This is a genomic window from Streptomyces sp. NBC_00210, from assembly GCF_045160975.1.
Taxonomy (GTDB): Bacteria; Actinomycetota; Actinomycetes; order Streptomycetales; family Streptomycetaceae; genus Streptomyces.
Window position 1 is genome coordinate 7,152,055 of the sequence record NZ_CP108120.1, and the last position, 25,041, is coordinate 7,177,095.

25 protein-coding genes and 1 pseudogene are annotated in these 25,041 nt (G+C 69.7%); 17 read left to right on the forward strand and 9 right to left on the reverse strand.

Annotated features, from left to right (window positions below):
- Positions 1–80 precede the first annotated feature (80 nt).
- The gene (locus OG729_RS32400; protein WP_405809464.1) at positions 81–728 is read left to right on the forward strand and encodes a TetR/AcrR family transcriptional regulator; all 648 of its coding nucleotides are present in this window, start codon (positions 81–83) and stop codon (positions 726–728) included.
- A gap of 88 nt (positions 729–816) precedes the next feature.
- Here the strand turns inward: OG729_RS32400 and rox are convergent, their stop codons facing one another.
- Positions 817–2,283: a rifampin monooxygenase gene (rox, locus tag OG729_RS32405; RefSeq protein ID WP_405809466.1), complete on the reverse strand. Its 1,467-nt coding sequence runs from the start codon at positions 2,281–2,283 to the stop codon at positions 817–819.
- 490 nt (positions 2,284–2,773) lie between these two features.
- Between rox and argC the strand changes: the two genes are divergently transcribed.
- The 5 genes from argC to OG729_RS32430 all read left to right on the forward strand — a co-directional run bounded on the left by argC (position 2,774) and on the right by OG729_RS32430 (position 7,694).
- The gene (gene argC, locus OG729_RS32410; RefSeq protein WP_405809468.1) at positions 2,774–3,802 is read left to right on the forward strand and encodes an N-acetyl-gamma-glutamyl-phosphate reductase; all 1,029 of its coding nucleotides are present in this window, start codon (positions 2,774–2,776) and stop codon (positions 3,800–3,802) included.
- 88 nt (positions 3,803–3,890) lie between these two features.
- Entirely contained in the window at positions 3,891–5,042 is a 1,152-nt protein-coding gene (gene argJ / locus OG729_RS32415; RefSeq protein ID WP_405809470.1) for a bifunctional glutamate N-acetyltransferase/amino-acid acetyltransferase ArgJ, read from the forward strand.
- Between the two features lie 15 nt (positions 5,043–5,057).
- Complete coding sequence (gene argB / locus OG729_RS32420; protein WP_360876246.1) at positions 5,058–5,957, forward strand: acetylglutamate kinase; 900 nt, start codon at positions 5,058–5,060, stop codon at positions 5,955–5,957.
- On the forward strand, positions 5,954–7,150 hold the full coding sequence (locus tag OG729_RS32425) for an acetylornithine transaminase (RefSeq protein ID WP_405809471.1): 1,197 nt from the start codon (positions 5,954–5,956) through the stop codon (positions 7,148–7,150). Before argB ends, OG729_RS32425 begins: the two co-directional genes overlap by 4 nt.
- Positions 7,151–7,157: 7 nt before the next feature.
- Complete coding sequence (locus OG729_RS32430; RefSeq protein WP_360876250.1) at positions 7,158–7,694, forward strand: arginine repressor; 537 nt, start codon at positions 7,158–7,160, stop codon at positions 7,692–7,694.
- A gap of 20 nt (positions 7,695–7,714) precedes the next feature.
- Here the strand turns inward: OG729_RS32430 and OG729_RS32435 are convergent, their stop codons facing one another.
- From OG729_RS32435 to OG729_RS32455, 5 genes are all read right to left on the reverse strand, one after another.
- Entirely contained in the window at positions 7,715–8,491 is a 777-nt protein-coding gene (locus OG729_RS32435; protein ID WP_405809473.1) for an FAD:protein FMN transferase, read from the reverse strand.
- A complete protein-coding gene (locus OG729_RS32440) occupies positions 8,491–9,339 on the reverse strand; it encodes an FMN-binding protein (RefSeq protein ID WP_405809475.1) in 849 nt (282 codons plus the stop codon). Before OG729_RS32440 ends, OG729_RS32435 begins: the two co-directional genes overlap by 1 nt.
- A 38-nt stretch (positions 9,340–9,377) precedes the next feature.
- Entirely contained in the window at positions 9,378–10,745 is a 1,368-nt protein-coding gene (locus tag OG729_RS32445) for a ferredoxin reductase family protein (RefSeq protein WP_360876331.1), read from the reverse strand.
- Positions 10,746–10,857: 112 nt separating this feature from the next.
- Positions 10,858–11,565, reverse strand: a complete 708-nt coding sequence (locus OG729_RS32450; protein ID WP_405809477.1) for a L,D-transpeptidase family protein — start codon at positions 11,563–11,565, stop codon at positions 10,858–10,860.
- Positions 11,566–11,648: 83 nt separating this feature from the next.
- Entirely contained in the window at positions 11,649–12,236 is a 588-nt protein-coding gene (locus tag OG729_RS32455; protein WP_360876258.1) for a pyridoxamine 5'-phosphate oxidase family protein, read from the reverse strand.
- Positions 12,237–12,361: 125 nt separating this feature from the next.
- Between OG729_RS32455 and OG729_RS32460 the strand changes: the two genes are divergently transcribed.
- The 5 genes from OG729_RS32460 to OG729_RS32480 all read left to right on the forward strand — a co-directional run bounded on the left by OG729_RS32460 (position 12,362) and on the right by OG729_RS32480 (position 18,340).
- Positions 12,362–13,555: an argininosuccinate synthase gene (locus OG729_RS32460; protein ID WP_405809479.1), complete on the forward strand. Its 1,194-nt coding sequence runs from the start codon at positions 12,362–12,364 to the stop codon at positions 13,553–13,555.
- Positions 13,556–13,670: 115 nt separating this feature from the next.
- Complete coding sequence (gene argH / locus OG729_RS32465; protein WP_405809480.1) at positions 13,671–15,098, forward strand: argininosuccinate lyase; 1,428 nt, start codon at positions 13,671–13,673, stop codon at positions 15,096–15,098.
- 172 nt (positions 15,099–15,270) lie between these two features.
- Complete coding sequence (locus tag OG729_RS32470) at positions 15,271–16,110, forward strand: alpha/beta fold hydrolase (protein WP_405809482.1); 840 nt, start codon at positions 15,271–15,273, stop codon at positions 16,108–16,110.
- A 134-nt stretch (positions 16,111–16,244) separates the two neighbouring features.
- Positions 16,245–16,796, forward strand: coding sequence for a TetR/AcrR family transcriptional regulator (locus tag OG729_RS32475; protein WP_405809484.1), 552 nt, complete (start codon positions 16,245–16,247; stop codon positions 16,794–16,796).
- Positions 16,793–18,340 (forward strand): MFS transporter, encoded by a 1,548-nt coding sequence (locus tag OG729_RS32480; protein ID WP_405809486.1) that lies wholly within the window; start codon positions 16,793–16,795, stop codon positions 18,338–18,340. The genes OG729_RS32475 and OG729_RS32480 overlap by 4 nt, the downstream gene beginning before the upstream one ends.
- Positions 18,341–18,483: 143 nt before the next feature.
- Here OG729_RS32480 and OG729_RS32485 read toward each other — a convergent pair whose 3' ends face one another.
- The gene (locus OG729_RS32485; RefSeq protein ID WP_360876270.1) at positions 18,484–19,173 is read right to left on the reverse strand and encodes a lysophospholipid acyltransferase family protein; all 690 of its coding nucleotides are present in this window, start codon (positions 19,171–19,173) and stop codon (positions 18,484–18,486) included.
- A 221-nt stretch (positions 19,174–19,394) separates the two neighbouring features.
- On the opposite strand from OG729_RS32485, the gene OG729_RS32490 reads away from it, so the two are divergent.
- The 3 genes from OG729_RS32490 to OG729_RS32500 all read left to right on the forward strand — a co-directional run bounded on the left by OG729_RS32490 (position 19,395) and on the right by OG729_RS32500 (position 21,743).
- Positions 19,395–20,549 (forward strand): glycerophosphodiester phosphodiesterase, encoded by a 1,155-nt coding sequence (locus OG729_RS32490; RefSeq protein ID WP_405809488.1) that lies wholly within the window; start codon positions 19,395–19,397, stop codon positions 20,547–20,549.
- 84 nt (positions 20,550–20,633) lie between these two features.
- Positions 20,634–21,203 (forward strand): sigma-70 family RNA polymerase sigma factor, encoded by a 570-nt coding sequence (locus tag OG729_RS32495; RefSeq protein ID WP_405809489.1) that lies wholly within the window; start codon positions 20,634–20,636, stop codon positions 21,201–21,203.
- Between the two features lie 36 nt (positions 21,204–21,239).
- Entirely contained in the window at positions 21,240–21,743 is a 504-nt protein-coding gene (locus tag OG729_RS32500; protein WP_405809491.1) for a GNAT family N-acetyltransferase, read from the forward strand.
- A 43-nt stretch (positions 21,744–21,786) separates the two neighbouring features.
- Here OG729_RS32500 and OG729_RS32505 read toward each other — a convergent pair whose 3' ends face one another.
- Both OG729_RS32505 and OG729_RS32510 read right to left on the reverse strand, forming a co-directional pair.
- The gene (locus OG729_RS32505) at positions 21,787–22,230 is read right to left on the reverse strand and encodes a hypothetical protein (RefSeq protein ID WP_360876276.1); all 444 of its coding nucleotides are present in this window, start codon (positions 22,228–22,230) and stop codon (positions 21,787–21,789) included.
- Between the two features lie 2 nt (positions 22,231–22,232).
- Positions 22,233–22,592, reverse strand: coding sequence for a hypothetical protein (locus OG729_RS32510; protein ID WP_360876278.1), 360 nt, complete (start codon positions 22,590–22,592; stop codon positions 22,233–22,235).
- A gap of 71 nt (positions 22,593–22,663) precedes the next feature.
- On the opposite strand from OG729_RS32510, the pseudogene OG729_RS32515 reads away from it, so the two are divergent.
- The 3 genes and pseudogenes from OG729_RS32515 to OG729_RS32525 all read left to right on the forward strand — a co-directional run.
- A pseudogene (locus OG729_RS32515) lies at positions 22,664–22,898 on the forward strand (HAD family hydrolase); the annotation flags it as partial.
- A gap of 385 nt (positions 22,899–23,283) precedes the next feature.
- Positions 23,284–24,354: a methionine ABC transporter ATP-binding protein gene (locus tag OG729_RS32520; RefSeq protein WP_405809493.1), complete on the forward strand. Its 1,071-nt coding sequence runs from the start codon at positions 23,284–23,286 to the stop codon at positions 24,352–24,354.
- Entirely contained in the window at positions 24,351–25,022 is a 672-nt protein-coding gene (locus OG729_RS32525; protein WP_360876282.1) for a methionine ABC transporter permease, read from the forward strand. Before OG729_RS32520 ends, OG729_RS32525 begins: the two co-directional genes overlap by 4 nt.
- Positions 25,023–25,041: the final 19 nt, after the last annotated feature.

A 25,041-nucleotide genomic window follows, 5' to 3' on the forward strand; every position in this document is an offset into this window, starting at 1 on the left:
GTCCGGTAGTCGTCGAACTTAGCGGACAGTTGTCCGGTTAGCAAGGCCCGGGTTTGGCTGTGATTCCGGAAGGCGGACGAGTGCGGGAAGACAAGAGCGCGACCCTGCGCTCGGACGCGCAACGGAATCGCGAGCGCATCCTGGAAGTCGCGCTGGCCGAGCTGACGCGGGCTGCGGACGCCCCGCTGAGCGCGATCGCGAAGAAGGCAGGCGTCGGGCAGGGGACGTTCTACCGCAACTTCCCCAACCGCGAGGCCCTCGTCCTGGAGGTCTACCGCTACGAGATGCAGCAGGTCGCCGACGCCGCTGCCCAACTGCTCCAGACCCGCGCACCCGATCAGGCCCTGAGGGAGTGGATGGACCGCCTGGCCCGGTACGCCATGGCCAAGGCGGGCCTGGCCGACGCGCTGCGGCAGGCCACCAGTAAGTACGGCGGCCTGGCCCGCCTGGGTCACGGCCCGGTGACCCAGGCGGTCACGCTCCTGCTGAACGCGAACGAGGAGGCCGGCACCATCCGCCCGGGGCTGACCCCCGACGACTTCGTGCTCGCGATTGCCGGGCTCTGGCAGATCGACCCGCACAGCGACTGGCAGCCGCGTGCGACGCGACTGCTGGACCTCGTGATGGACGGGCTGCGGGCGGGGGCGTCGGGAGCGGGCGGGCCCCCGACGGATGAGTCCGAGACGGACGGGTCCCAGGCGGACGGGCCGGGGGGCGGACGGAACTGAGGTGGGCGGACCTGGGCCCGGCACGGAATCTGAGCGGCATTGTTACGGCCGGAGACAGGTCACATCCTTTCGATCCGCAAGGGCGCGCTCAGCCGACGGCAGCGCCGAACCACTTGGGCAGCCGGCTGAGCAGATCCTGCTGATCTTCACCGACCCACGCCACGTGGCCGTCCGGCCGCAGCAGCGCCGCGGGAACGTCCAGTTCCTCGCTGACGTCGACGACGTGGTCGACTCGATCTGCCCAACCTGCCACCGTAAGCCGACCGGTCTGGTCGAGCAGTAGTCCGCGGCCGCCGTGCATCAGCTCGTAGAGGCGCCCCTGCTTCAGCTGCACGTCCCGCATCCGCCGGCCGAGCAGTTCGTGGCCCTCGCCGAAGTCGTAGCGGACCCCGACCGCGGTGATCATCCCGGTCACGTACCGGTTCACCTCCTCGAAGTCCATCAGCTTCGAGAGCAGCTCCCGCAGCGCGGTCGCACCCGGATCGGTCCCCAGCAGCGTGATCTGCGCGCGGGTGTTGTCCAGCACGCGGGCGCCCACCGGGTGCCGTTCGGCGTGGTAGCTGTCCAGCAGCCCCTCCGGTGCCCAGCCGTTGACCGCTGCGGCCAGCTTCCAGCCGAGGTTGAACGCGTCCTGCACGCCGAGGTTGAGCCCCTGCCCGCCGGTCGGCGGGTGGATGTGCGCCGCGTCGCCGGCCAGCAGCACCCGGCCGACCCGGTAGCGCTCGGCCTGCCGGGTGGCGTCGCCGAACCGGGACAGCCAGCGCGGCGAGTGCACGCCGAAGTCGGTGCCCGCGAAGGCCCGCAGCTGCTGCTTGAACTCCTCGAGGGTCGGCGCGGTCGTACGGTCCTCGGCCACCCCGGCGGCGGGCACGACGACGCGGTACGTCCCGTCCCCGTTGGGGATGGTGCCGAACCGCAGTTGGGTCTTGCGGACTTCCTCGACGACGGCGGCAACCGTCGCCGGATCCTCGGTCATCTCCATATCGCCCAGCAGCGTCTCGACCTTGGCGGGCTCACCGGGGAAACCGACGCCGAGCTCCTTGCGCACCACACTGCGGCCGCCGTCGCACCCGACGAGGTAGCGCGAGCGCAGGTGCGCGCCTCCCCCGCCGGCTACGCCCTCATTGGCGGGGGTGCCCCCACTCGCCAGCTCGACGGTCACCCCGTCCTCGTCCTGGCTCAGCCCGACCACTTCACAGCCGCGCCGGATCTCGGCACCGAGTTCGAGGGCATGCTCGTTGAGCAGCCGCTCGGTGACCGGCTGGAGGGTGGAGAGGCCGTAGGGGTGCGCGGTGTCCAACCGGTCCGGCCACGGCTTGTGGATGCCGCCGAAGAAACCGCCGACCTGGAACTTCTCACCGACCGCGAGGAACCGGTCCAGCAGCCCGCGCTGGTCCATCATCTCGACGCTGCGCGTGTGCAGGCCGCGCCCGCGGGACTCCCCGGTCGGCTCGGCCAGCTTCTCCAGCACGACCACCTGCACGCCGTGCAGCCGCAACTCGCCGGCCAGCATCAAGCCGGTCGGTCCGCCGCCGACCACGATCACGTCAATCATGAAGACCCCCATTTAACGAGATTGAATTCCGGCCGGCCGCTCCGCGCAGTCCGGCGGCGCGCACACCCGCACCTCCGCGCCGAGTCCCCGCAACCGCCCCGCGAGTCACACCGGCGGTTCGACGTTCCCGCGCAACCCATAGGTCGACAACAACGCACGCACTTCGCGAATCTGTCATTTGCGCAGGTTCTGGCCTTGGCCGATCATTCTGCGGCACGACCCGGGCCTTGCCGCAAGCCCCCCGGTGCGCTATACGTTGAGAGTGGCAAGGAGTGGGTAACCTCCTTAGCCTTTGTCTTTTGTCCGTCCGCTGCGGACGGACAAGCTCCTCCCGAAGCGATGACGCGCCGCACGAGCGCTGGGCGGAGCTCGCGCTCAGCGGAGCCAACTCAAGCGCTGAAGGGCCGACTGAAGCGCCAATTCGTATGCAGTCCTGATTGCATAAATCTGCAAGGCTGCGTATAGTCATGCCATCGACGAGGAGGGTTCGATGGCGCTACGAGCAGCAGTGGCAGGAGCGAGCGGTTACGCGGGCGGGGAACTGCTGCGGCTGCTCCTGACCCACCCCGGGATCGACCTCGGCGCCCTCACCGGAAACTCCAACGCGGGCCAGTCGCTCGGCTCACTGCAGCCGCACCTGCTGCCGCTCGCCGACCGGGTGCTGGAGCCGACCAGCGCCGAGGTGCTGGCCGGGCACGATGTCGTCTTTCTCGCTCTGCCGCACGGACAGTCCGCCGCAGTCGCCGAGCAGCTCGGCGACGAGGTCCTGGTCGTCGACATGGGTGCCGACTTCCGGCTGCAGGACGCCGCCGACTGGGAGACGTTCTACGGCTCGCCGCACGCCGGTACCTGGCCCTACGGTCTTCCCGAGCTGCCGGGCGCCCGAGCCGCGCTGGAGGGGTCCAAGCGCATCGCGGTGCCCGGTTGCTACCCCACCGCCGTCTCGCTCGCGCTCTTTCCCGCGTACGCCGCCGGGCTCGCCGAGCCCGAGGCCGTGATCACCGCCGCGTCCGGCACCTCCGGCGCGGGCAAGGCGCCCAAGCCGCATCTGCTCGGCTCCGAGGTGATGGGCTCGATGAGCCCGTACGGCGTCGGCGGCGGCCACCGGCACACCCCCGAGATGATCCAGAACCTGAGCGCGGCGGCAGGGGAGCGGGTCACCGTCTCCTTCACGCCGACCCTCGCGCCCATGGCCCGCGGCATCCTCGCCACCTGCTCCGCCAAGGCGAAGCCGGGCATGACGGCACAGACCGTGCGGGAAGCGTACGAGAAAGCTCTCGCGGACGAGCCGTTCGTCCACCTCCTGCCGGAGGGACGGTGGCCCGCCACCGCGTCCGTCTACGGTTCCAACGCTGTTCAGATCCAGGTCGCGTACGACGGGGCCGCGCAGCGCATCATCGCGATCAGTGCCATCGACAACCTCACCAAGGGCACCGCCGGCGGCGCGGTGCAGAGCATGAACATCGCCCTCGGGCTGCCCGAGGAGACCGGACTTTCCACGATCGGAGTTGCTCCGTGAGTGAGGCACGCGCAGCCGCCGGGCTGCTGACAGCCACGAAGACAGCACCACTCCGCTGCGTCGGCGGAGAAGCGAACAAGGAGATGCAGTGAGCGTCACGGCAGCCAAGGGATTCTCGGCGGCGGGCATCGCCGCCGGGATCAAGGAGAGCGGCAGTCCGGACCTGGCCCTCGTGGTCAACAACGGTCCGCGCCGAGCAGCCGCGGGCGTCTTCACCTCCAACCGCGTCAAGGCCGCCCCCGTCCTGTGGTCCGAGCAGGTCCTGCGCGGCGGTGAGGTTTCCGCAGTCGTCCTCAACTCCGGTGGCGCCAACGCCTGTACGGGCCCCAAGGGCTTCCAGGACACCCACGCCACCGCCGAGAAGGTCGCCGACGTACTCGGCCAGAGCGCCGGCGAGGTCGCCGTGGCCTCCACCGGGCTGATCGGCCTACTGCTTCCCATGGACAAGCTTCTGCCGGGCATCGACAAGGCCGCGGCCGAGCTGAGCGAGCACGGCGGCGAGAAGGCCGCCATCGCCATCAAGACCACCGACACCGTCCACAAGACCTCCGTGGTCAGCAAGGAAGGCTGGACCGTCGGCGGAATGGCCAAGGGCGCGGGCATGCTCGCCCCCGGCCTCGCGACCATGCTCGTCGTCCTCACCACCGACGCCGACCTCGAATCCGCGACCCTCGACAAGGCCCTGCGCGCATCGACCCGGCAGACCTTCGACCGGATCGACTCCGACGGCTGTATGTCCACCAACGACACCGTGCTGCTGCTCGCGTCGGGCGCGAGCGGGATCACGCCCCGGTTCGAGGAGTTCGCCGAGGCCGTGCAGAGCGTCTGCGGCGACCTGGCCCGGCAGCTCATCGGCGACGCCGAGGGCGCGTCCAAGGACATCCGCATCGAAGTGATCAATGCCGCGAACGAGGACGACGCCGTCGAGGTGGGCCGCTCCATCGCCCGTAACAACCTCCTCAAGTGCGCCATCCACGGCGAGGACCCCAACTGGGGCCGGGTGCTCTCCGCCATCGGCACCACGAAGGCGGAGTTCGAGCCCGACCGGCTCAATGTCGCCATCAACGACGTCTGGGTCTGCAAGAACGGCAGCGTCGGCGAGGACCGCGAGCTGGTCGACATGCGCTACCGCGAGGTGAAGATCACCGCCGACCTTGCCGCCGGGTCCGAGTCCGCCGTCATCTGGGCCAACGACCTCACCGCCGACTACGTCCACGAGAACAGCGCGTACTCCTCCTGAGGACTCTCACGACCCATGAGCACCCGTAAGCACACCGCACTGCCCAAGGCCCAGATCCTCATCGAGGCGCTGCCCTGGCTGACCCGGCACAACGGCAAGACCGTCGTCATCAAGTTCGGCGGCAACGCCATGATCGACGAGGACCTCAAGGCGGCCTTCGCCCAGGACGTCGTCTTTCTGCGCCAGGCCGGCCTCAAGCCGGTCGTCGTGCACGGCGGCGGCCCGCAGATCAGCGCTCAGCTCGACAAGCAGGGCCTGGTCAGCGAGTTCAAGGCGGGCCTGCGGGTCACCACGCCCGAGGCGATGGACATCGTACGGATGGTGCTGGCCGGCCAGGTCCAGCGCGAGCTCGTCGGGCTGCTCAACCAGCACGGCCCGCTCGCCGTCGGCATGACCGGCGAGGACGCCCACACCATCACCGCCACCAAGCACCAGCCGCAGATCGACGGCGAGTTGGTCGACATCGGCCGGGTCGGCGAGATCACCGAGATCGACACGGGCGCCATCCAGGCGCTCCTCGACGACGGCCGTATCCCGGTCATCTCCTCCATCGCGCGGTCCGCCGACGACCACCATGTCTACAACGTCAACGCCGACACCGCCGCGGCCGCGCTCGCCGCGGCGCTGGGCGCCGAGACCCTGATGGTCCTCACCGATGTCGAGGGCCTCTACGAGGACTGGCCGAACAGCGACGAGGTGATCAGCAGGCTCAGCGCGAGGCAGCTGGAGAAGCTGCTGCCCGACCTCTCCAGCGGCATGGTGCCCAAAATGGAGGGCTGCCTGTTCGCCGTGCGCAACGGGGTCAACACCGCCCGCGTGATCGACGGGCGCGTGCCGCACTCGATTCTGCTGGAGATCTTCACCGACGAGGGCATCGGCACGATGGTCCTGCCCGACGGACAGGGGGAATCATGAGCAACCAGGAACTCACGCAGCGCTGGCAGGGCGTGATGGCCGACAACTACGGCACGCCGAAGCTGTCGCTCGTCCGTGGCCAGGGCGCCAAGGTCTGGGACGCGGACGGCACCGAGTACACCGACTTCGTCGGCGGTATCGCGGTGAACGCGCTCGGCCACGCCCACCCCGCCGTCGTCGAGGCCGTCTCCCGCCAGATCGCCTCCCTCGGGCATGTCTCCAACCTCTATGTCGCCGAGCCGCCCGTCGCGCTCGCCGAGCGTCTTGTCCAGCTCTTCGGCCGCCCCGGACGCGTCTTCTTCTGCAACTCCGGCGCGGAGGCCAACGAAGCCGCCTTCAAGATCGGGCGGCTGACGGGCCGTAAGCACATGGTCGCCACGACCGGCGGCTTCCACGGCCGCACCATGGGCTCCCTGGCACTCACCGGGCAGCCGGGCAAACGGGAGCCGTTCCTTCCGCTGCCCGGAGACGTCACACATGTCCCGTACGGCGATGCCGAGGCGCTGCGGGCCGTCGTCACCGAAGAGACCGCGCTCGTGATCATCGAGCCGATCCAGGGCGAGAACGGCGTGGTCGTGCCGCCCAAGGGCTATCTGGAAGCCGCCCGGGAGATCACCCGCGCCACCGGCACCCTGCTGGTGCTCGACGAGGTCCAGACGGGCATCGGACGGACCGGCCACTGGTTCGAGCACCAGGCCCACCAGGGCGTCGAGCCCGATGTCGTCACGCTCGCCAAGGGACTTGGCGGCGGACTGCCGATCGGCGCGACGATCGCCTTCGGCGCGGCCGCCGAGCTGCTGAAGCCCGGCCAGCACGGCACCACATTCGGGGGGAACCCGGTCGCCTGCGCCGCCGGACTCGCCGTACTCGACACGCTCGCGGCCGGTGGAACACTCGACGAGGTCAAGCGGCTCGGCGAGAAGATCCGGGACGGAATCGAGTCCCTGCACCACCCGTTGGTCTCCCATGTCCGTGGCGCGGGCCTGCTGCTGGGTATCGTGCTCAACGAGCCCCTCGCGCCCCAGGCGCAGCAGGCGGCTCAGAGCGCCGGCTTCCTGGTGAACGCGCCCGCCCCCGATGTCGTACGGCTGATGCCGTCACTGCTCATCGGCGAGGCGGAGGTGGATGCGTTCCTCCGGGCCCTGCCCGGTGTTCTCGACGCAGTCAGCGGGGATGGACGATCCGGAGAATGAGAAGACGATGACCGAGGCGCAGGACACCGAGCACGGCGGGCCCGCCGTACCGCAGACCCGTACGGCCCGCCACCGCCGGATCGTGGACATCCTCAACCGGCAGCCGGTGCGCTCGCAGAGCCAACTGGCCAAGCTTCTCGCGGACAACGGACTGAACGTCACCCAGGCGACGCTCTCCCGCGACCTCGACGAGCTGGGTGCGGTGAAGATCCGCAACACCGGCGGCGAGCTGATCTACGCGGTGCCCAGCGAGGGCGGCTTCCGCACCCCGCAGGCTCCCCTCGGCGGGTCGGCCAAGGAGGAGCGGATGCGCCGTCTCTCCGGTGAACTGCTGATCTCGGCCGAGGCCTCGGCCAACCTCGTGGTGCTGCGTACGCCGCCGGGCGCGGCCCAGTTCCTCGCCTCGGCCATCGACCAGGCCGAACTGCACGACATCCTCGGCACCATCGCGGGCGACGACACGCTGCTGCTCATCAGTCGCGACCCGGAGGGCGGCCAGGCGCTGGCGGACCATCTGCTGCGCCTGGCCCAGAACGACCGCTGAGGCCGTCGGCTGCCGCGTCGTCAGACAGCCAAATTCGCCGTGTGGCGGGCGAATCCGCTGGTCTGCCAGGTGCTGCCGTCGGCATTGACGGCGAAGCCCTCGGTGTCGGGCAGCTCCTCCAGCCAGTCGCGGGCCCGCCCGCCCATGGCGTACGCGGCGGTCGCCCGGGCGTCCGCACGGGTCAGCCCCGGGCAGACGACGGTCATCGACGCCATGGCCTCGGCGGGTGGCCGACGGGTGTGCGGGTCGAGAATGTGGCAGCCGCGCTCGGCCGGGCCCGAAGTGGCGACGGCGAGGCCGTCGTCGGCCTCGATCACCGTGACGAGCCCGCCCGGGTGCAGCGGGTCGCTTACGCCCACCCGCCAGGGGCCGCCGTACAGCTGGATGTCGCCGCCTCCGTTGAGGCAGACCGAATCCGCACCGGACGAGGCGAGCATGCGGACCGCGCACTCCACCGCCCAGCCCTTGACCACACCGGTCGGATCCAGCTCGCCGGCGTAGCGGGCGGTGAACCAGCCGTCGCTCTCCCGCTCCGCGTCCGCGCACAGATCGAGCACTTCGGCCACCTCGGTGGCACAGTCCCCGAGGGAGAGCTCGCCGCGGACGAGTCGGCTGACCTGGCTGCCCGGACGGTACGTCGAGAAGATCTCGTCCACACGGTGCAGACCGGCCACGGCGGCGGCGAGTCCGGCGCGCACCCTGGGAGAGTCGCTGCCGTTGGCGATACGGATGTCGAACGAGAAGACCGTGCCCATGGAGTGCTCGACATGGCGCAGGCGCTCCCGGCCGCCGGGCATCACAGACCCGCCTTGTCGAGTGCGCTCTGCAGGGACTTGATGTAGCCCTCGCTGGTGTAACTGGCGCCGGAGACGGCGTCGATCTGCGCACTCTGTGCCGTGACCGCTGCCTGGTTCAGTTTGGGCACGGCGTCGGCGGCGATCCGTCGGCTGTTGGCGTCGGCGCTGGGCGCCTTGACGGCGTCGGCGGCGGTGACCTTACCGCCGCTGACCGTGATCCGGACCTGCACCGGGCCGTACTGGGTGTCGGCCGCGTCGCCGAGGACGGTCTTCGCCGCCGGGGCGCCACCGGAGCCAGAGCCGGAACCCGAGCCCGAGCCCGAGCCGGAACCGGAGTTGGACCCCGCACCCGGCTGCGTGCCCGTCCCGGCCTGCGCGCCGGACCCGGCGCTGCCGGAATTCCCGGCACCGGAACCCGCCGCCCCCGCGGTCCCGGCCTTGTCGAGCGCGCTCTGCAGGGACTTGATGTAACCCTGGCTGGTGTAGCTGGCCCCGGAGACGGCGTCGATCTGTGCGCTCTGTGCCGTCACCACGGCCTGGTTGAGCTTGGGGATTGCGCTCGCGGCGATCTGCCGGCTCCTGGCGTCGGCGCTGGGCGCCTTCACCGCCTGCGCCCCGGTGATTCTGCCGCCGCTGAGGGTGAGCTGGACCTGCACGTCGCCGTACTGCGTGCCGGCGACGTCACCGAGCACTGTTTGTCCCGCCCCGGCTCCGTTTCCGGCGGACGCCGAGCCGGCGGGCGGCACTTGAGAACCGGCCTGCGACGACGCCTCCGCCACGGTGTTGCCCGGCTGCTTCAGTGCGAGCAGCAGGACGACACTGGACGCGGTGGCGGCGGCGCCGATCATGATCCGGCGAAGCGGATGTTTCCTCTTCAAGGACGGCCTCACATCTCGAAGGACTCGTGGTGGATCCGGCGGGACGGCACTCCTGCTTCGCGCAGCGCCTGGTACGACTCCTCGGCGAGGCCTGGCGGCCCGCAGAGATAGACGTCGTGCGCGTCGATGTCGGGCAGCACTTCCATCAGCCGCTTGGCGGTGATCTCGGGCCGTGCCCCGTCCGGACCGTTCACCGCGTACATCAGCTGTGCGTCCCTGCGCTCGGCGATCTGCTGGAGCTCGCTCCAGAGCGCCAGATCCTGCTTCTTGCTGGCGCGGTAGAGCAGCGTCAGATCGCCCGGGCCGCCGGGCAGCGTCTCGAACAGTGCCCGCAGCGGGGTGATTCCGGCGCCGCCCGCGATCAGCAGCACTTTGTTGCGGCTCCGGCGGCCGGCGGTCATGGCTCCGTACGGGCCCTCGGCCCAGATCCGCGTCCCCGGCTCCAGCCGGGACAGGGCCGTGCTGTGCTTGCCGACCGCTTTGACGGTGATACGCATCAGCGTGGGGCGGGGCGCGGCGGACAGGGAATACGGATTGGCGCTCCAGCGCAGCCCCTTGGTGAGGAACCGCCAGCGGAAGAACTGACCCGCCTCGGCGCCGAGCCGGTGCAGCCGACGCCCTGTGATCAGCACGGAGACCACACCGGGCGCCTCGTCCACGGTCGACTCGACCCGCATCCGGTGCCAGAGATTGAGCCGCACGGGCGACAGGACGCGGTACCAGAGCAGCAGCGCGCCGACCGCTGCGTACAGCACGTACCAGACGGTGCGCGCTGTCGGGTTCGCCACGAACTCGGCACCCGTCGCCAGCTGGTGCCAGAAGGTCAGATACACCGCGACATAGGTGAGCAGGTGCAGGTAGTACCAGGCCTCGTAGGACATCCGGCGGCGTACCATCCCGGCCGAGACGAAGCCGATGAGCAGCAGGAGCCCGGTGCCGATCGCCGCCTTGATCATTTCGGGGAAGTCGACGACGACGGTGACGGTCTGCTCCACGAGGCCGGTACGGGCCTGGACGGCGTACCCCCAGACGGTCAGCACGACATGCGCGACGATCAGACTGATCGCATAGCGGCCGCTCATCGCGTGCCAGCGGGTCACCCGGTCGGAACCCACCCGCCGTTCCAGCGCCGGGACGCGTGCCATCAGCAGCACCACCAGCGCGATCATGTATCCGCCCAGCAGACCGGTGATCCGGCCGGCACCGATCAGCCACTCGGCGGTGGTCATGTGCACCACCGCCGTGTTCTGCCACCACAGGGACAGCACTGCCACCGCCCCCGCCCAGGCGACGGCCAACAGCGCCACCGCCGGGTCACGCCGGGGGCGGATCGCCCGCATGGTCTGGCGTCTCGCGGCCCGACCGCTCTGCAACATCGCCACGACTGCTCCTCGGCTGTACCACTTTCGCGTACGGGGATACGCATACGAGGGGCGTGGAGTTCAACTCGAGGGGCGCTTGTGCAATCTGTTGAGTCGGCCGCCCCCGTCAGTAGCGTGTGACGGCCGTGCGTCCCGAAGCGGTGCCGATGGCGATGTGCGGGTCGCGGTGCGGGTCGGCCCAGGCCAGGATCCGGCGCATCGCCGAGTCCGGCACCGACACACAACCGGCCGTCGCGCCACGCCCGTTGACATGCAGAAAGATCCCGGCGCCGCGCCCGCGCACCGGGCGGGCGTAGTTGAAGCCGATGACCATGGCGTTGGCGTACTGGACCGGGTAGGAGACGAGATGCTCGGACTCCTTCGCCCGGCAGTCCTTGGGCAGGCTCTCCACCCAGCGGTTGTAAGAGAGCGACGCGTTGTCCTGGCACCACCAGGACTTGTTCGTCACCCGGCGATAGGCGTAGTCGGTCCCGGCGGGCGCGGCCTTGATCCCGAAGGCGTACGGGAGGCCGTAAAGGCCGGTCGGTGTGGTGGAGGTGCTCTGCTTGCGGCGGGCGCCCTCGACCAGTCCCTTCGCCCCGAACCGGGCAGTGGCCGAGCCCGCCGCCACCCACCGCCCGTCGGACCGGCGGTCCCACCAGGTCACCTTCCCGGTGGTGGAGCGGAGGCCCGCGGCCTCGGCGGTGATCAGCTGGCTGCCGCCGCCGGTGTGGGCCATCCGCTCGGGGAGCGGGGCCGCGCGGGTGGGGGAGGCCGCGACGGTACCGGCGGCGAGAAGGAGCAGGACAGAGCCAAGTGCGAGACGAGGGCGCATGGTTCACGACCGTACGCGGGGCGCGGCCGGTGCGCTGCCTGAACTGAGCCGTACGCGCATCGGCCGCATCGGCGGCGTGAGAGTCAGTCGGTACGTTGCGGCAGGGGCAGCGGCAGCGCCGGCAGTCCGTCCAGGCTCACTCCGACGTACTCCTTCCTCTCGCAGTACGCGGCGAACTCCTCGTCCGACTTCCGGCCGAAATGCTCCGCGTGCTGGCTGCGCTCCTCCTGGTACTCCATGAAGGGCACGGCGAATCCGCAGGCGTCGCTGATGCGCTGGGCGTGGATGACGATGATCGCGCGGGCGCTCGGCCCGTCGACGTCCTTGAAGTGCGTGATGAACTCCGCCCAGCGCGGGTCGTCCCGGAAGATCGCCTCGCCGCTCCCGTGCACCCGCAGAACCTTGGGCGGGCCGGTGAAGGCGCACCACATCAGGGTGATGCGTCCGTTCCCCTCTTCGCGCAGATGGGCGATGGTCTCCGCTCCGCTGCCGCCGAAGTCGAGATAGGCGAGGGTCAGCTCGTCGATGACGACGAGGGTGCCGCTGCGGCCCTTGGGGGAGAGGTTGATGTGGCCGTCCCCGGTGAGCGGGGCGGTGGCGGTGAAGAACACGGGCTGCTGGTCGATGAAGTTGCGGATCCGGCCTTCTATTCGTTCATAACGCTGTCCCATGCGGGTGATTATCCGTGGTGATCGATCACCGTGACGGCCGTCTCGGGCGTCCGGACCGCGTTGACAAAACATACGGAGGTCTGCATAGTTATACTCATCACCGAATGCACCGTAAGGAGAAACCCGTGACCGAGCGCGTCGTACTCGCCTACTCGGGCGGTCTGGACACCTCCGTCGCCATCGGCTGGATCGCCGAGGAGACGGGCGCCGAGGTCATCGCCGTTGCCGTGGACGTCGGCCAGGGCGGCGAGGACCTGGACGTCATCCGCAAGCGCGCGCTCGCCTGCGGTGCCGTCGAGGCCGAGGTCGCGGACGCGAAGGACGAGTTCGCCGACGAGTACTGCCTCCCGGCGATCAAGGCCAACGCTCTCTACATGGACCGCTACCCGCTGGTCTCCGCCCTCTCCCGGCCGACGATCGTCAAGCACCTCGTCGCCGCCGCCAAGAAGCACGGCGCCACCACGGTCGCCCACGGCTGCACCGGCAAGGGAAACGACCAGGTGCGGTTCGAGGCCGGCATCGTCGCCCTCGCGCCCGACCTGAAGTGCATCGCCCCGGTCCGTGACTATGCGATGACCCGGGACAAGGCGATCGCCTTCTGCGAGGAGAAGCAGCTCCCGATCGCGACCACCAAGAAGTCGCCGTACTCCATCGACCAGAACGTCTTCGGGCGGGCCGTCGAGACCGGCTTCCTGGAGGACATCTGGAACGCGCCGATCGAGGACATCTACGAGTACACCTCGAACCCGGCCCTGCCGCGCGAGCCGGACGAGGTCGTCATCTCCTTCAAGGAGGGCGTCCCGGTCGCCATCGACGGCAAGCCCGTCTCCGTTCTGCAGGCGATCCAGCAGCTCAACGAGCGGGCCGGCGCGCAGGGCATCGGCCGGATCGACATGGTCGAGGACCGTCTTGTCGGCATCAAGTCCCGCGAGGTCTACGAGGCACCGGGCGCGATCGCGCTGATCACCGCCCACCAGGAGCTGGAGAACGTCACGGTCGAGCGCGAGCTGGCACGGTACAAGCGGCAGGTCGAGCAGCGCTGGGGCGAGCTGGTCTACGACGGCCTGTGGTTCTCCCCGCTCAAGCGCGCCCTGGACGGCTTCATCAACGAGGCCAACCAGCACGTCACGGGTGACATCCGGATGACCCTGCACGGCGGCCGCGCCGTCGTCACCGGCCGGAAGTCGGACGAGTCCCTGTACGACTTCAACCTCGCCACCTACGACTCGGGCGACACGTTCGACCAGTCGAAGGCGCAGGGCTTCATCGACATCTTCGCCCTGTCGTCGAAGATCGCCGCGAAGCGTGACCTCGCCTGATTCCATACGCATACGAAGCCGCCTCCCCGTACCTCCGCTGGGGGTCCCCCAGGCCCGCCAGGGCCCAGAGGGAGGGGAGGCGGTCGCACATCCACCCTCTTGAGGAGCTTCTGCTGTGAGCAGCAACAACGGTGACGTACGGCTCTGGGGCGGCCGGTTCGCCGACGGTCCGGCCGAGGCGCTGGCCAAGCTGTCGGCGTCGGTGCACTTCGACTGGCGGCTCGCGCCGTACGACATCGCCGGTTCGCGTGCCCACGCGCGCGTGCTGCACAAGGCCGGGCTGCTGACGGCCGACGAGCTGCAGCGCATGCTGGCGGGGCTCGACCGGCTCGAAGCGGATGTGGCGTCCGGGGAGTTCGTCGGCACGATCGCCGACGAGGACGTGCACACGGCGCTGGAGCGGGGTCTGCTGGAGCGGCTGGGCCCCGACCTCGGAGGCAAGCTGCGGGCGGGACGCTCGCGCAACGACCAGGTCGCGACGCTCTTCCGGATGTATCTGCGGGACCACGCGCGGATCATCGGCGGCCTGATCGCCGAGCTCCAGGATGCGCTGGTGTCTCTGGCCGAGGCCCACCCGGACGTGGCGATGCCGGGCCGTACGCACCTCCAGCACGCGCAGCCGGTGCTCTTCGCCCATCATGTGCTGGCCCATGTCCAGTCCCTGTCCCGGGACGCGGAGCGGCTGCGTCAGTGGGACTCGCGGACCGCGGTCTCCCCGTACGGCTCGGGCGCGCTGGCGGGGTCCTCGCTCGGACTCGACCCGGAGGCGGTCGCGGCGGACCTCGGCTTCGAGCACGGCAGCGTCGGGAACTCCATCGACGGCACGGCCTCTCGTGACTTCGTCGCGGAGTTCGCCTTCATCACCGCGATGATCGGTGTGAACCTCTCCCGGATCGCGGAGGAGGTCATCATCTGGAACACGAAGGAGTTCTCCTTCGTGACCCTGCACGATGCGTTCTCGACGGGCTCGTCGATCATGCCGCAGAAGAAGAACCCGGACATCGCGGAACTGGCGCGCGGCAAGTCGGGCCGCCTGATCGGCAACCTCACCGGGCTGCTCGCCACCTTGAAGGCCCTGCCCCTCGCGTACAACCGCGACCTCCAGGAGGACAAGGAGCCGGTCTTCGACTCCTGCGATCAGCTGGAGGTCCTGCTGCCGGCGTTCACCGGCATGATGGCGACGCTCACGGTCAACCGCGAACGGATGGAGGAGCTGGCCCCGGCCGGTTTCTCGCTGGCGACGGACATCGCCGAGTGGCTGGTCAAGCAGGGCGTGCCGTTCCGGGTGGCGCACGAGGTCGCGGGTGAGTGCGTCAAGGTCTGCGAGCAGCAGGGCATCGAGCTCGACCAGCTGACGGACGCGCAGTTCGCCAAGATTTCGCCGCATCTGACCCCAGATGTCCGTACGGTCCTCAATGTGCCCGGCGCGCTGGCCTCGCGGAACGGTCGCGGCGGCACGGCGCCCTCGGCGGTGGCCGTCCAACTCGCCGAGGTGAAGGCCGATCTGGCCGTGCAGCGGGCGTGGGCGGACGCCAAGCGCTGACAGTCGAGCGCACGCCGCAACCGCACCGGCCGGGGCATACGCCTTGGCCGGTGTGACATTTTCCGACGACGCATGTCTTGACGCGTCAGTAACACGGAAGCGAATATTCCGTATCCCGGTCGGCATTGCCGAACAGCCGCTCACGACCGGAGCACGGAAAGGCCCCCACGCCATGCGTCTACGCAACCTCATCCGCCCGCTGATCTCGGCCGCCGCGGTGGCGGTACTCGGCGCGGCGGGGCTCGCCGCATCCGGAACCGCCTCCGCCTCGGCCTCGGAGCCTGCCGTCGCCCCGCCCGGCGCGAACGATTGGTCCTGCAAGCCGGACGTGGCGCACCCGCAGCCCGTCGTCCTGGTCAACGGCACCTTCAAGACGATGGCGGAGAACTGGGCCACGCTCTCGCCGAAGCTCGCCGCCGAGGGCTACTGCGTCTTCGCGTTCGACTACGGCGAAGCGGCCACCGCCCCGATCCCCGACTCGGCGGCGCAGTTGCGCGACTTCGTCGACACCGTGCGCAGCAGAACGGGTGCCAAGAAGGTCGACCTCGTCGGCCACAGCCAGGGCGGCATGATGCCGCGCTACTACGTGAAGTTCCTTGGTGGCGCGACAAAGGTGGACGACCTCGTCGGCATCGTGCCGTCCAACCACGGCACCAGCAACCCGCTGGCGCTCGCTGCCGGTGCCACCGTCTGCCCTGCGTGTGTGGACCAGACGGCCGGCTCCGAGCTGCTGACGAAGCTCAACGCCGACCCCGAGGCGCCGGTCGGCCCCCACTACACGCAGATCGCCACGCGGTACGACGAGGTCGTGATCCCGTACACAAGCTCCTATCTCAACGGATCTGGCCGCTACGTCACCAATGTGCTGCTCCAGGACGCCTGTCCGCTCAACACTTCGGAGCACGACCAGGCCCCCAAGGATCTCGTCGTCGCCCAGTGGGTGCTGAACGCCCTGGGGCGGTCCGGTCCCGCCGACCCGGGCTTCCGGCCCGACTGCCTGCCCGTCGGCTGATCCGCCGCTGAACTCAAGCCGCCTGACCGGCCTCATGGCCGGTCAGGCGGCTTCGTGCTGCCGTCCCGTACTGCGTCTGAGACGTCTATGCTCCGAGTGAGACAAGAATGTCTCATCTGGGGTACAGTCGTCTCATGGCCATGGATCGTGAACAGGTGCTCCACACCGCCGCCGCCCTCCTCGCCCGCAAATCGACCGCCACCTTGGACGAGGTCGCACGCGCCGCCGGGATCGGCCGTGCCACGCTGCACCGGCACTTCGCCGGGCGTGACGTGCTCGTCAAGGCGCTGGAGCAGCTCGGCATCCAGGAGTTCCAGCGCGCCCTCGACCGGGCGCGGCTCGACGAGGGCGGGGCCGGTGACGCGCTGCGGCGGCTCATCGCGGAGATGCAGCCGGCCGCCGATCTGCTCGCCTTTCTCGTCACCGAGAACCAGCTCTTCGAGGGCGACCAGGTCAACGAGGGCTGGGCCAGGCTCGACGCGCGGGTGTCCGCGCTCTTCCGGCGTGGCCAGGAACGGGGCGAGTTCCGTATCGACCTGTCGCCCGCATGGCTGACCGAGGCTCTCTACGGGCTCCTCGGCACCTGCGCCTGGGCCGTCATGGACGGCCGGGTCGCCAAGAACGACTTCCAGTACATGATCGCCGAGCTGCTGCTCGGCGGAGCACAACGGAGTGTGGAGAAATGAGCAGCACCGTCCAGCGCACGACCGGGACGGACGCAACCCTGTACCGTCCCGGGCGCTGGCTCGCGCTCGCGGTACTCGTCCTGGCCGTACTGCTGGTGGCCGTCGACGCCACCGTCCTCGGGCTCGCGACGCCTTTCCTCAGCGAGGACCTGAAACCCTCAGGCACCCAGCTGCTGTGGATAGGTGACGTCTACTCATTCATCATCGCGGGCCTGCTCGTCTCCATGGGCAGTCTCGGCGACCGCATCGGCCGCAAGAAGCTGCTGCTGTTCGGCGCGGTGGCGTTCGGCGCGGTCTCCGTGCTCAACGCGTACGCCACCAGCCCCGAGATGATGATCCTCGCCCGGGCGCTCCTCGGCGTCGCCGGCGCGACCCTGATGCCGTCCACCCTCGCCCTGATCCGCAATATCTTCCACGACCCCAAGGAGCGCAGCCTCGCCATCGGCATCTGGGGTGCGATGGCCTCGGCCGGCGCGGCCGTCGGGCCGGTCGTCGGCGGCTTCCTGCTCGAACACTTCTGGTGGGGCTCGGTCTTCCTGATCAACCTGCCGGTGATGGCCGTCCTGGTGCTCGTCGGTGTCAAGCTGCTGCCCGAGTCGAAGAATCCGGTGGCCGGGCCCTGGGACCTGAACAGTGTCGTACTGTCCCTCATCGGCATGGTCGGAGTGGTCTACGCCGTCAAGGAGGCGGCGACGCACGGCGCGAGCTTGGAGGCCGCCGGCGCGGCCATGATCGGTCTTGGCGCGCTCTACGGCTTCGTACGCAGGCAGTTGACGCTGCCGGCACCGCTGCTGGACATGCGGCTGTTCCGGCACCGCGGTTTCTCCGGCGCGGTGCTCGCCGATCTGCTCACCATCCTCGGCCTGTCCGGCCTGGTCTTCTTCCTCTCCCAGTTTCTGCAACTGGTCCAGGGCCGGGAGCCGTTCGAGGCCGGTCTGGCCGAACTGCCCGCCGCGATCGGCGCGGTGGCGACGGGTCTGGCCGCCGGTACGGTGGCGCGCCGCTTCTCCGTACGGTCCGTGGTGGCCGGGGGTCTCGCGGCAGTGGGCCTCGCCCTCGCCGCGCTGACCCTTGTCAGCCAGTCCACCGGCTACCCGCTGCTCGGCGCGGCCCTGCTGGTCGTCGGGGTGGGCGCGGGATTCTCCTTCACCGTCACGGCGGACGTCATCCTGTCCAGCGTGCCGAAGGAGCAGGCGGGCGCTGCGTCCGCGGTCTCGGAGACGGCGTACGAACTGGGCGCGGCGCTCGGCATCGCGGTGCTCGGGTCCATCGTCACCGGCGTGTACCGCGGGTTCGCGACCCCGGCGGGTGTCCCGGCCGGTACGGCGTCCGCGGCCCACGAGTCGCTGGGCGGCGCGGTCGAGGCGGCGGCGACGCTGCCGCAGCAGCGGGGCGCGGATCTGCTGGCCGCTGCGCAGGAGTCGTTCACCGACGGACTGCGGCTGGCGTCCGGGGTCGGCGCGGCGGTGCTGCTGGCGACCGCGGCGGCGGCGTGGTTCCTGCTGCGGGGCCAGCGGCTCGAGGAGGGCCTCGAGCACCCGTGATGCCCTGAGCGCGGTTGCGCCTCGCGGCGGGTGTCGTCCCCTGTGGGCCAGGCGTGCGTGCCGGGCGTACGTGCGCCGCGTCCGCGCACAACGAAAGGGCGGGCCCCGGCCGGGGCCCGCCCTTCACGTCACCCCCGCGGCCGTCAGGCCGCCTTCGCCTTCGTTGCGTACATGTCCACGTACTCCTGCCCCGACAGCTCCATCACCTCGGTCATCACCGAGTCCGTCACCGCCCGCAGCACATAGCGGTCCCGGTCCATACCGTCGTAGCGCGAGAACTCCATCGGCTCGCCGAAGCGGATGGTCACCCGGCCCGGGCGCGGCAGGCCCGCGCCGCCCGGCTGGAGCTTGTCCGTGCCGATCACCGCGAACGGGACCACCGGCGCGCCCGTCATCAGCGTCAGCCTGGCGATGCCCGTACGCCCCCGGTACAGGCGTCCGTCGGGGGAGCGTGTGCCCTCCGGGTAGATGCCGAAGATCCTGCCCTCCTCCAGCACCCGACGGCCCGTCATCAGCGCCGCCACACCGCCGTTCGCGCCGTCGCGGTCCACCGGGATCATTCCGGAGCCGGTGAAGAACCAGGCCATCGCACGGCCCTTGATGCCCTTGCCCGTGACGTATTCGTCCTTGCCGATGAAGTGGACCGGACGGTCGCAGACCAGCGGGAGGATCATCGAGTCGATGAACGTCAGGTGGTTTCCGGCGAGGATCACCGGACCCGTTCCGGGAATGTTCCCGGCGCCCTCCACACGGGGACGGAACATCAGGCGCAGGATCGGTCCTAGCACGGCCTTGATGAGCGACAAGCGGGACAACGTGTCCTCCGGTGTCATGAACGGGGTCGTGGGGGCGGACAGTAGCGGCGGCGAAGTCTCTGCAGGTGAGGACGATACTCGCGGGTCACACCTGATCGCACATCGGGTTCACTGAGCGGATACGCAGTGTTGACGTGTGTTTTCGCTGCGTTCGCCCAGGGGCTGCCGCAGGTAAGGGGTATCTGCCTACGATCGGGCGTCGCTTGACAGGTGCGGGACATCACACGGAGGCAACGGCGATGACACAGGGTGCGGACAGAAGCCCGGGGCGTCGGACGGTACTGGGCGCGGCGGTGCTCGGCACGGCGGCCCTCGGCGTCGGCGGGGTCACCGCGGCGCCGGCCGCAGCCGCCGAACGCCACGGCGGCCACGGCTCGTACAGGGATCTGCCGACCCCGACGATCATCGGGCACCGCGGCGCCAGCGGCTACCGGCCCGAGCACACCCTCGGCTCCTACCAGTTGGCCCTCGACATGGGCGCGCACGTCATCGAGCAGGACCTGGTGCCCACCAAGGACGGCCATCTCGTATGCCGTCACGAGAACGACATCACGGGCACGACGGATGTCGCCGCCCACCCGGAGTTCGCCTCCCGCAAGACCACCAAGTCCGTCGACGGCGTCAGCCTCACCGGCTGGTTCACCGAGGACTTCACGCTCGCCGAGCTGAAGACGCTGCGCGCCAAGGAACGGATCCCCGCCAACCGCCAGGAGAACACCCTCTACGACGGCCGCTGGACGGTCCCCTCCTTCGAGGAAGTACTGCGCTGGGCCGAGAAGGAGGGCCGCAAGCGCGGCCGCCCCGTCTGGCTGCACGTCGAGACCAAGCACCCCTCGTACTTCCGGGCGCTCGGCCTCGGTCTCGAGGAGCGCCTGGCCAAGCTGCTGCGCCGCTACGGACGCCACCGCGCCGACTCCGCGCTCTTCCTGCAGTCGTTCGAGCCGAGCAGCATCCAGCGGCTGGCCGATCTTGTGGACCCGCCCGGTGTGGTGCTGCTCTCCGGCGCGAGCTCCCGGCCCTGGGACTTCACCGAGGCGGGCGATCCGCGCACGGTCGCCGATCTCGTCAAGCCCGAGGGACTGAAGTGGATCGCGTCGTACGCGAAGGGCATCGGCCCGACGCTCGACCTGATCATCCCCAAGGACGCGAGCGGCAAGCTCGGCACGCCGACGACGCTGGTGCGGGACGCGCATGCGCAGGGCCTGATCCTGCACCCGTACACGATGCGGAACGAGAACATCTTCCTGCCCGCCGACTTCCGGCGCGGCAGCGACCCGAACGCGTACGGCGACGCGTTCGGCGCGTTCAAGGTCTACTTCGAGACCGGCATCGACGGCCTCTTCACCGACAACGCCGACACCGGGCTGCTGGCCGCGGCCGACTTCCGCGGCTGACAGCAAGCGAGGCCGATCCGCCCGTAAGGGTGACTGTGCCGTCGCGAGGCAACCACTGCCGCGCGACGGCACGTCCCGCCGGGCATGACGCTTCTCGAAGACACTTCCGCCCTGGTGGCCGGCCGCGCCCAGATGGCCGGCCCCGCTCATGTGGTCAGCGCCCTGCGCCCCTTGGTGAGCGCCGAGGCGACGGCCGAGGCCCCGGCCGCCGCGATGGAGGCCCGCGACCTCGAACAGGCCGTCTGGGTACGGCTTCTGGAACAGCTCGACGAGTACGGCCCGCCGCCCGACGCCGCCCGGTGGGTCAAGCGAGCCGTACGCGCCGAAGCGAGGCGCGCCCGGCGGACGGCGGCCAGGGAACTCCCGTACGGCCCCGAACCCTCCGCGGACCCCGCGGGCAGCCCGGAACGGGCCGCACTCAGATCGGAGCGCCGCCGTACTCTGCGGGCCGCCGTCGCCCGCACCCCGGGAAACTGCCCCCGGCTGCTGACTGCGATGTTGTCCCCGGACGACCCGACCTACCGGGAAATCGCAGGGAAGTTGGGAATCTCACAGGGAAGTCTGGGGCCGATGCGTTCCCGTTGCCTGGGATGCCTGCGCAGAATGCTGGCGGCAGAGGTTGCGGCTCCTGAACACGGGGGAAAGGAGCGATAGACAACCGGCGGACAGGTGAGCGGGAGGCATGCGCACATGGGCATGAGCGTGACCATCTCAGCGGCAGGGGCACAGGACGCGGAGCACATCCTCAAGTTGCAGTACCTGTGCTACCAGAGCGAGGCCGAGCTCTACGGCGACTACGGAATCGAGCCACTCACCCAGTCACTGGATGATCTGAAGGCCGAAATAGCGCAGGGTCACGCCCTGGTGGCCCGGCTCGGCGACGAGGTCGTCGCCTCCGTACGGGGCAGAGTCGACGCGGGCGGCACGGCCCTGATCGCCAAGCTCATCGTGCACCCGCGGATGCAGCGCCACGGCCTGGGCGGCCGGTTGCTCGACGCGATCGAGGAGCGCTTCGCGGGCGAGCCGTCCGCCAAGCGGTTCCAGCTCTTCACCGGCCATCGCAGCGAGGGAAATCTGCGTCTGTACCGCAGCCGCGGCTATGTGCAGGTGTCCAGCGAGCAGGTCGGCCCGCGGCTGACCCTGGTCACGCTGGAGAAGGAGGCCGCGGCGGGGGCGTATGCCGCCAGCGCCTAGGTGTATTGATCACGACTGTCAACAACACTCGTGATCAATACACCTAGTCGGCCGCGGGCTGCGCCGCGTTCGTACGGGACCGGCGCAGCCAGAGCATTCCGGTGATCGGCAGCAGTACCGGGATGAAGATGTAGCCCATCCCGTATCCCGACCAGACCGTCGAGTCGGGGAACGCGGACGGCCGGGCGACCGTCCAGGTCCCGACGATCAGCACGCCCGCGAGCTCGGCGGCGCAGCACACCAGCGCCGCCCTGCGGGCCCTTTCCCCTCCGCGCACCAGGGTGTACGTGATGAACGCGTAGACCACGGCCGCGACGGCGGAGAGCGTATGGGCCAGCGGCGCCGAGCCGTAGTCGGTGAGGATCTGGTAGACCGAGCGCGAGACAGCGCCCACCGACATCACTCCGTACAGCCAGACCAGCAGCAGCCCCGGCCCCTTGACCAGCTTGGTCCGCTGCTGCTTCGCCGCGGTGGCGGGCTCGGCCATCGTCAGCCTCCCCAGATGTCGTAGAGCCGTACTTCGAGCACGGCAAGAACCACAGCACCCGCCGCGACCGTCGCCGATCCCCAGCGGGTCCGCTCGCCCAGCGAGAGGAAACCGGCCGCGGGGACCGCGGCGAACGAGCCGATCAGATACGCGATGAAGATCGCGGTGCCCTCGTGCGCCTTCTCGCCGCGTGCCAGCTGCACGATCCCGACCACCAGCTGAGCCAGCGCCAGCACCGACACCACGGCCATGCCGATGAAGTGCCAGTCCTTGGTGGGCTGGTCACGGTAGGCGGCGAGGCCGCACCAGAGGGCGAGGGCGAGCGCGGTCACGGCGACCGCGACCGTCAGGGCGTCAAGCATGGCCCCGAGACTATTACGGGCCAAAAGGCCCGATGCGCGCGGCCCCATGCGCCCACGCAGGGTCGACGACCATCGACCGGCTGCCCGCCGATCGCTGGGCCGTGGTCACCTCCGCGACCCGGCGGCTCGACGAGGCCCGGCTCGAAGAGATCGGCATCCGGCCGGGCTGGCGGCGGCCGCGCCGCGGGCAGGCGGACCGTGGCCTTGGCCACAACGCACGAGCGTTCCGAGCTGCTCGCCGATGTGGTCATGACCGACCTCTCGGCCGTGTCAGCGCTGGCCACACACGGGGGAGTGGAGATCACGGCGGCCGACGGACACTGTCCGCATACTGAAGCACAAGCGTCCGGTATTCGGACAGCCGCCGTCGCTTCGTACTTCCGTCTGTTTTACTTGCCGCCATGACCACGACGAGCAGCCGCACCCTTGCGACCGAGGCGATCACGACGCCCGGTGCTCGTTGTATGTGTCGAATGTGCGCCATCTGAGGGCCCCTGCCTGAGTCTCGCGCCCCGAAGCGAGACCGACAGCCGCGCCGAATCCGACGTAACTCCTTGAACGCGTCGGACGGAGCCTGCCCCGCGCACGCGTTGCCCCGGCCACCAGCCGAATCATCCGTGTGCGTCGGAACCCGAATGCCCCGTGCCCGGCGGACATCTCGCCGTGCACTCGACAGTGACGGAAACCCCCTGTGATCACCACTACGGGCCTGACCAAGGTCTATGAGTCGCGAGGCCGCAAGGTCACCGCGCTGGACGGCGTCGACCTGCACGTCCGTGAGGGCGAGGTCTTCGGCGTCATCGGCCAGAGCGGCGCCGGCAAGTCCTCGCTCATCCGCTGCGTCAACCTGCTCGAACGCCCCACGTCCGGCACCGTGACCGTGGCCGGCCAGGACCTCACCGCGCTCGCCGGGCGCGGCCGCCGCGCCACCAAGGAACTGCGCGAGGCACGCAGCCGTATCGGCATGGTCTTCCAGCACTTCAACCTGCTGTCCTCGCGCACCGTCAAGGACAACATCGAGCTGCCCCTGGAGATCCTCGGCATCTCCGGCGCCGAGCGCTCCCGCAAGGCGCTGGAACTGCTCGACCTGGTGGGCCTGGCCGACAAGGCGACGGCCTACCCCGGACAGCTCTCCGGCGGCCAGAAGCAGCGCGTCGGCATCGCCCGGGCGCTCGCCGGCGACCCCAAGGTGCTGCTCTCCGACGAGGCGACGTCCGCCCTCGACCCCGAGACCACCCGCTCGATCCTGCAGCTGCTGCGCGACCTCAACCGGCAGCTCGGACTGACCGTTCTGCTCATCACGCACGAGATGGACGTCGTCAAGACCATCTGCGACTCGGCAGCCCTGATGAAGAAGGGAAAGATCATCGAATCCGGCACGGTGAGCGAACTGCTCGCGACCCCCGGCTCCGAGCTGGCGCAGGAGCTCTTCCCGGTCGGCGGCGAGGCCTCGGGACCGGACCGCACGGTCATCGACGTCACCTTCCACGGCGAGGCCGCCACCCAGCCGGTGATCTCCCAGCTCTCGCGGACGTACAACATCGACATCTCGATCCTCGGCGCCGCGATGGACACCGTCGGTGGCAAGCAGATCGGCCGGATGCGCATCGAACTGCCCGGACGCTACGAGGACAACGTCGTCCCCGTCGGCTTCCTGCGCGAGCAGGGCCTGCAGGTCGATGTCGTCGACCCCGATGAGCCCGCCGAATCGGTGACTCTCCCCGCGCAGAGCGGCACGCTCGTCAAGGAAGGTGCCAAGTGACCTGGTCCGAGATGCAGCCGCTGCTGAGCCAGGGCACCGTCGACACCCTCTACATGGTGCTGTGGTCAACCCTCGTCACCGTCGCGGGCGGACTGCCGCTCGGTGTGCTGCTCGTCCTCACCGACAAGGGCGGACTGCTGCAGAACACCCCGGTGAACAAGGTCGTCGGCGTGATCGTGAACATCGGCCGCTCGCTGCCGTTCATCATCCTGCTGATCGCGCTGATCCCCTTCACCACGCTGGTCGTCGGCACCTTCATCGGCCCCAGCGCGATGATCGTGCCGCTCGCCGTCGGCGCCATCCCGTTCTTTGCGCGGCTTGTCGAGACGGCCATCCGCGAGGTCGACCACGGTCTCGTCGAGGCCGTCCAGTCGATGGGCGGCTCCATCCCGACGATCGTGCGCAAGGTGCTGCTGCCGCAGGCCCTGCCCTCGCTCGTGTCCGCCGTCACCACCACCGTGATCGTGCTCGTCGGCTATTCGGCGATGGCCGGTGCGGTCGGCGGCGAGGGGCTCGGGTCCAAGGCCGTGACCTACGGATTCCAGCGCTTCGAGACCCAGTTCATGCTGATCACGGTCGCCATCCTGATCGCCATCGTCACCGTCGTGCAGCTGCTCGGCGACGGAGCCGTCCGGCTCCTGGCGCGCCGCGGCCGTACCGCTTCCTGACCTTCTGACTTTCCCCCAA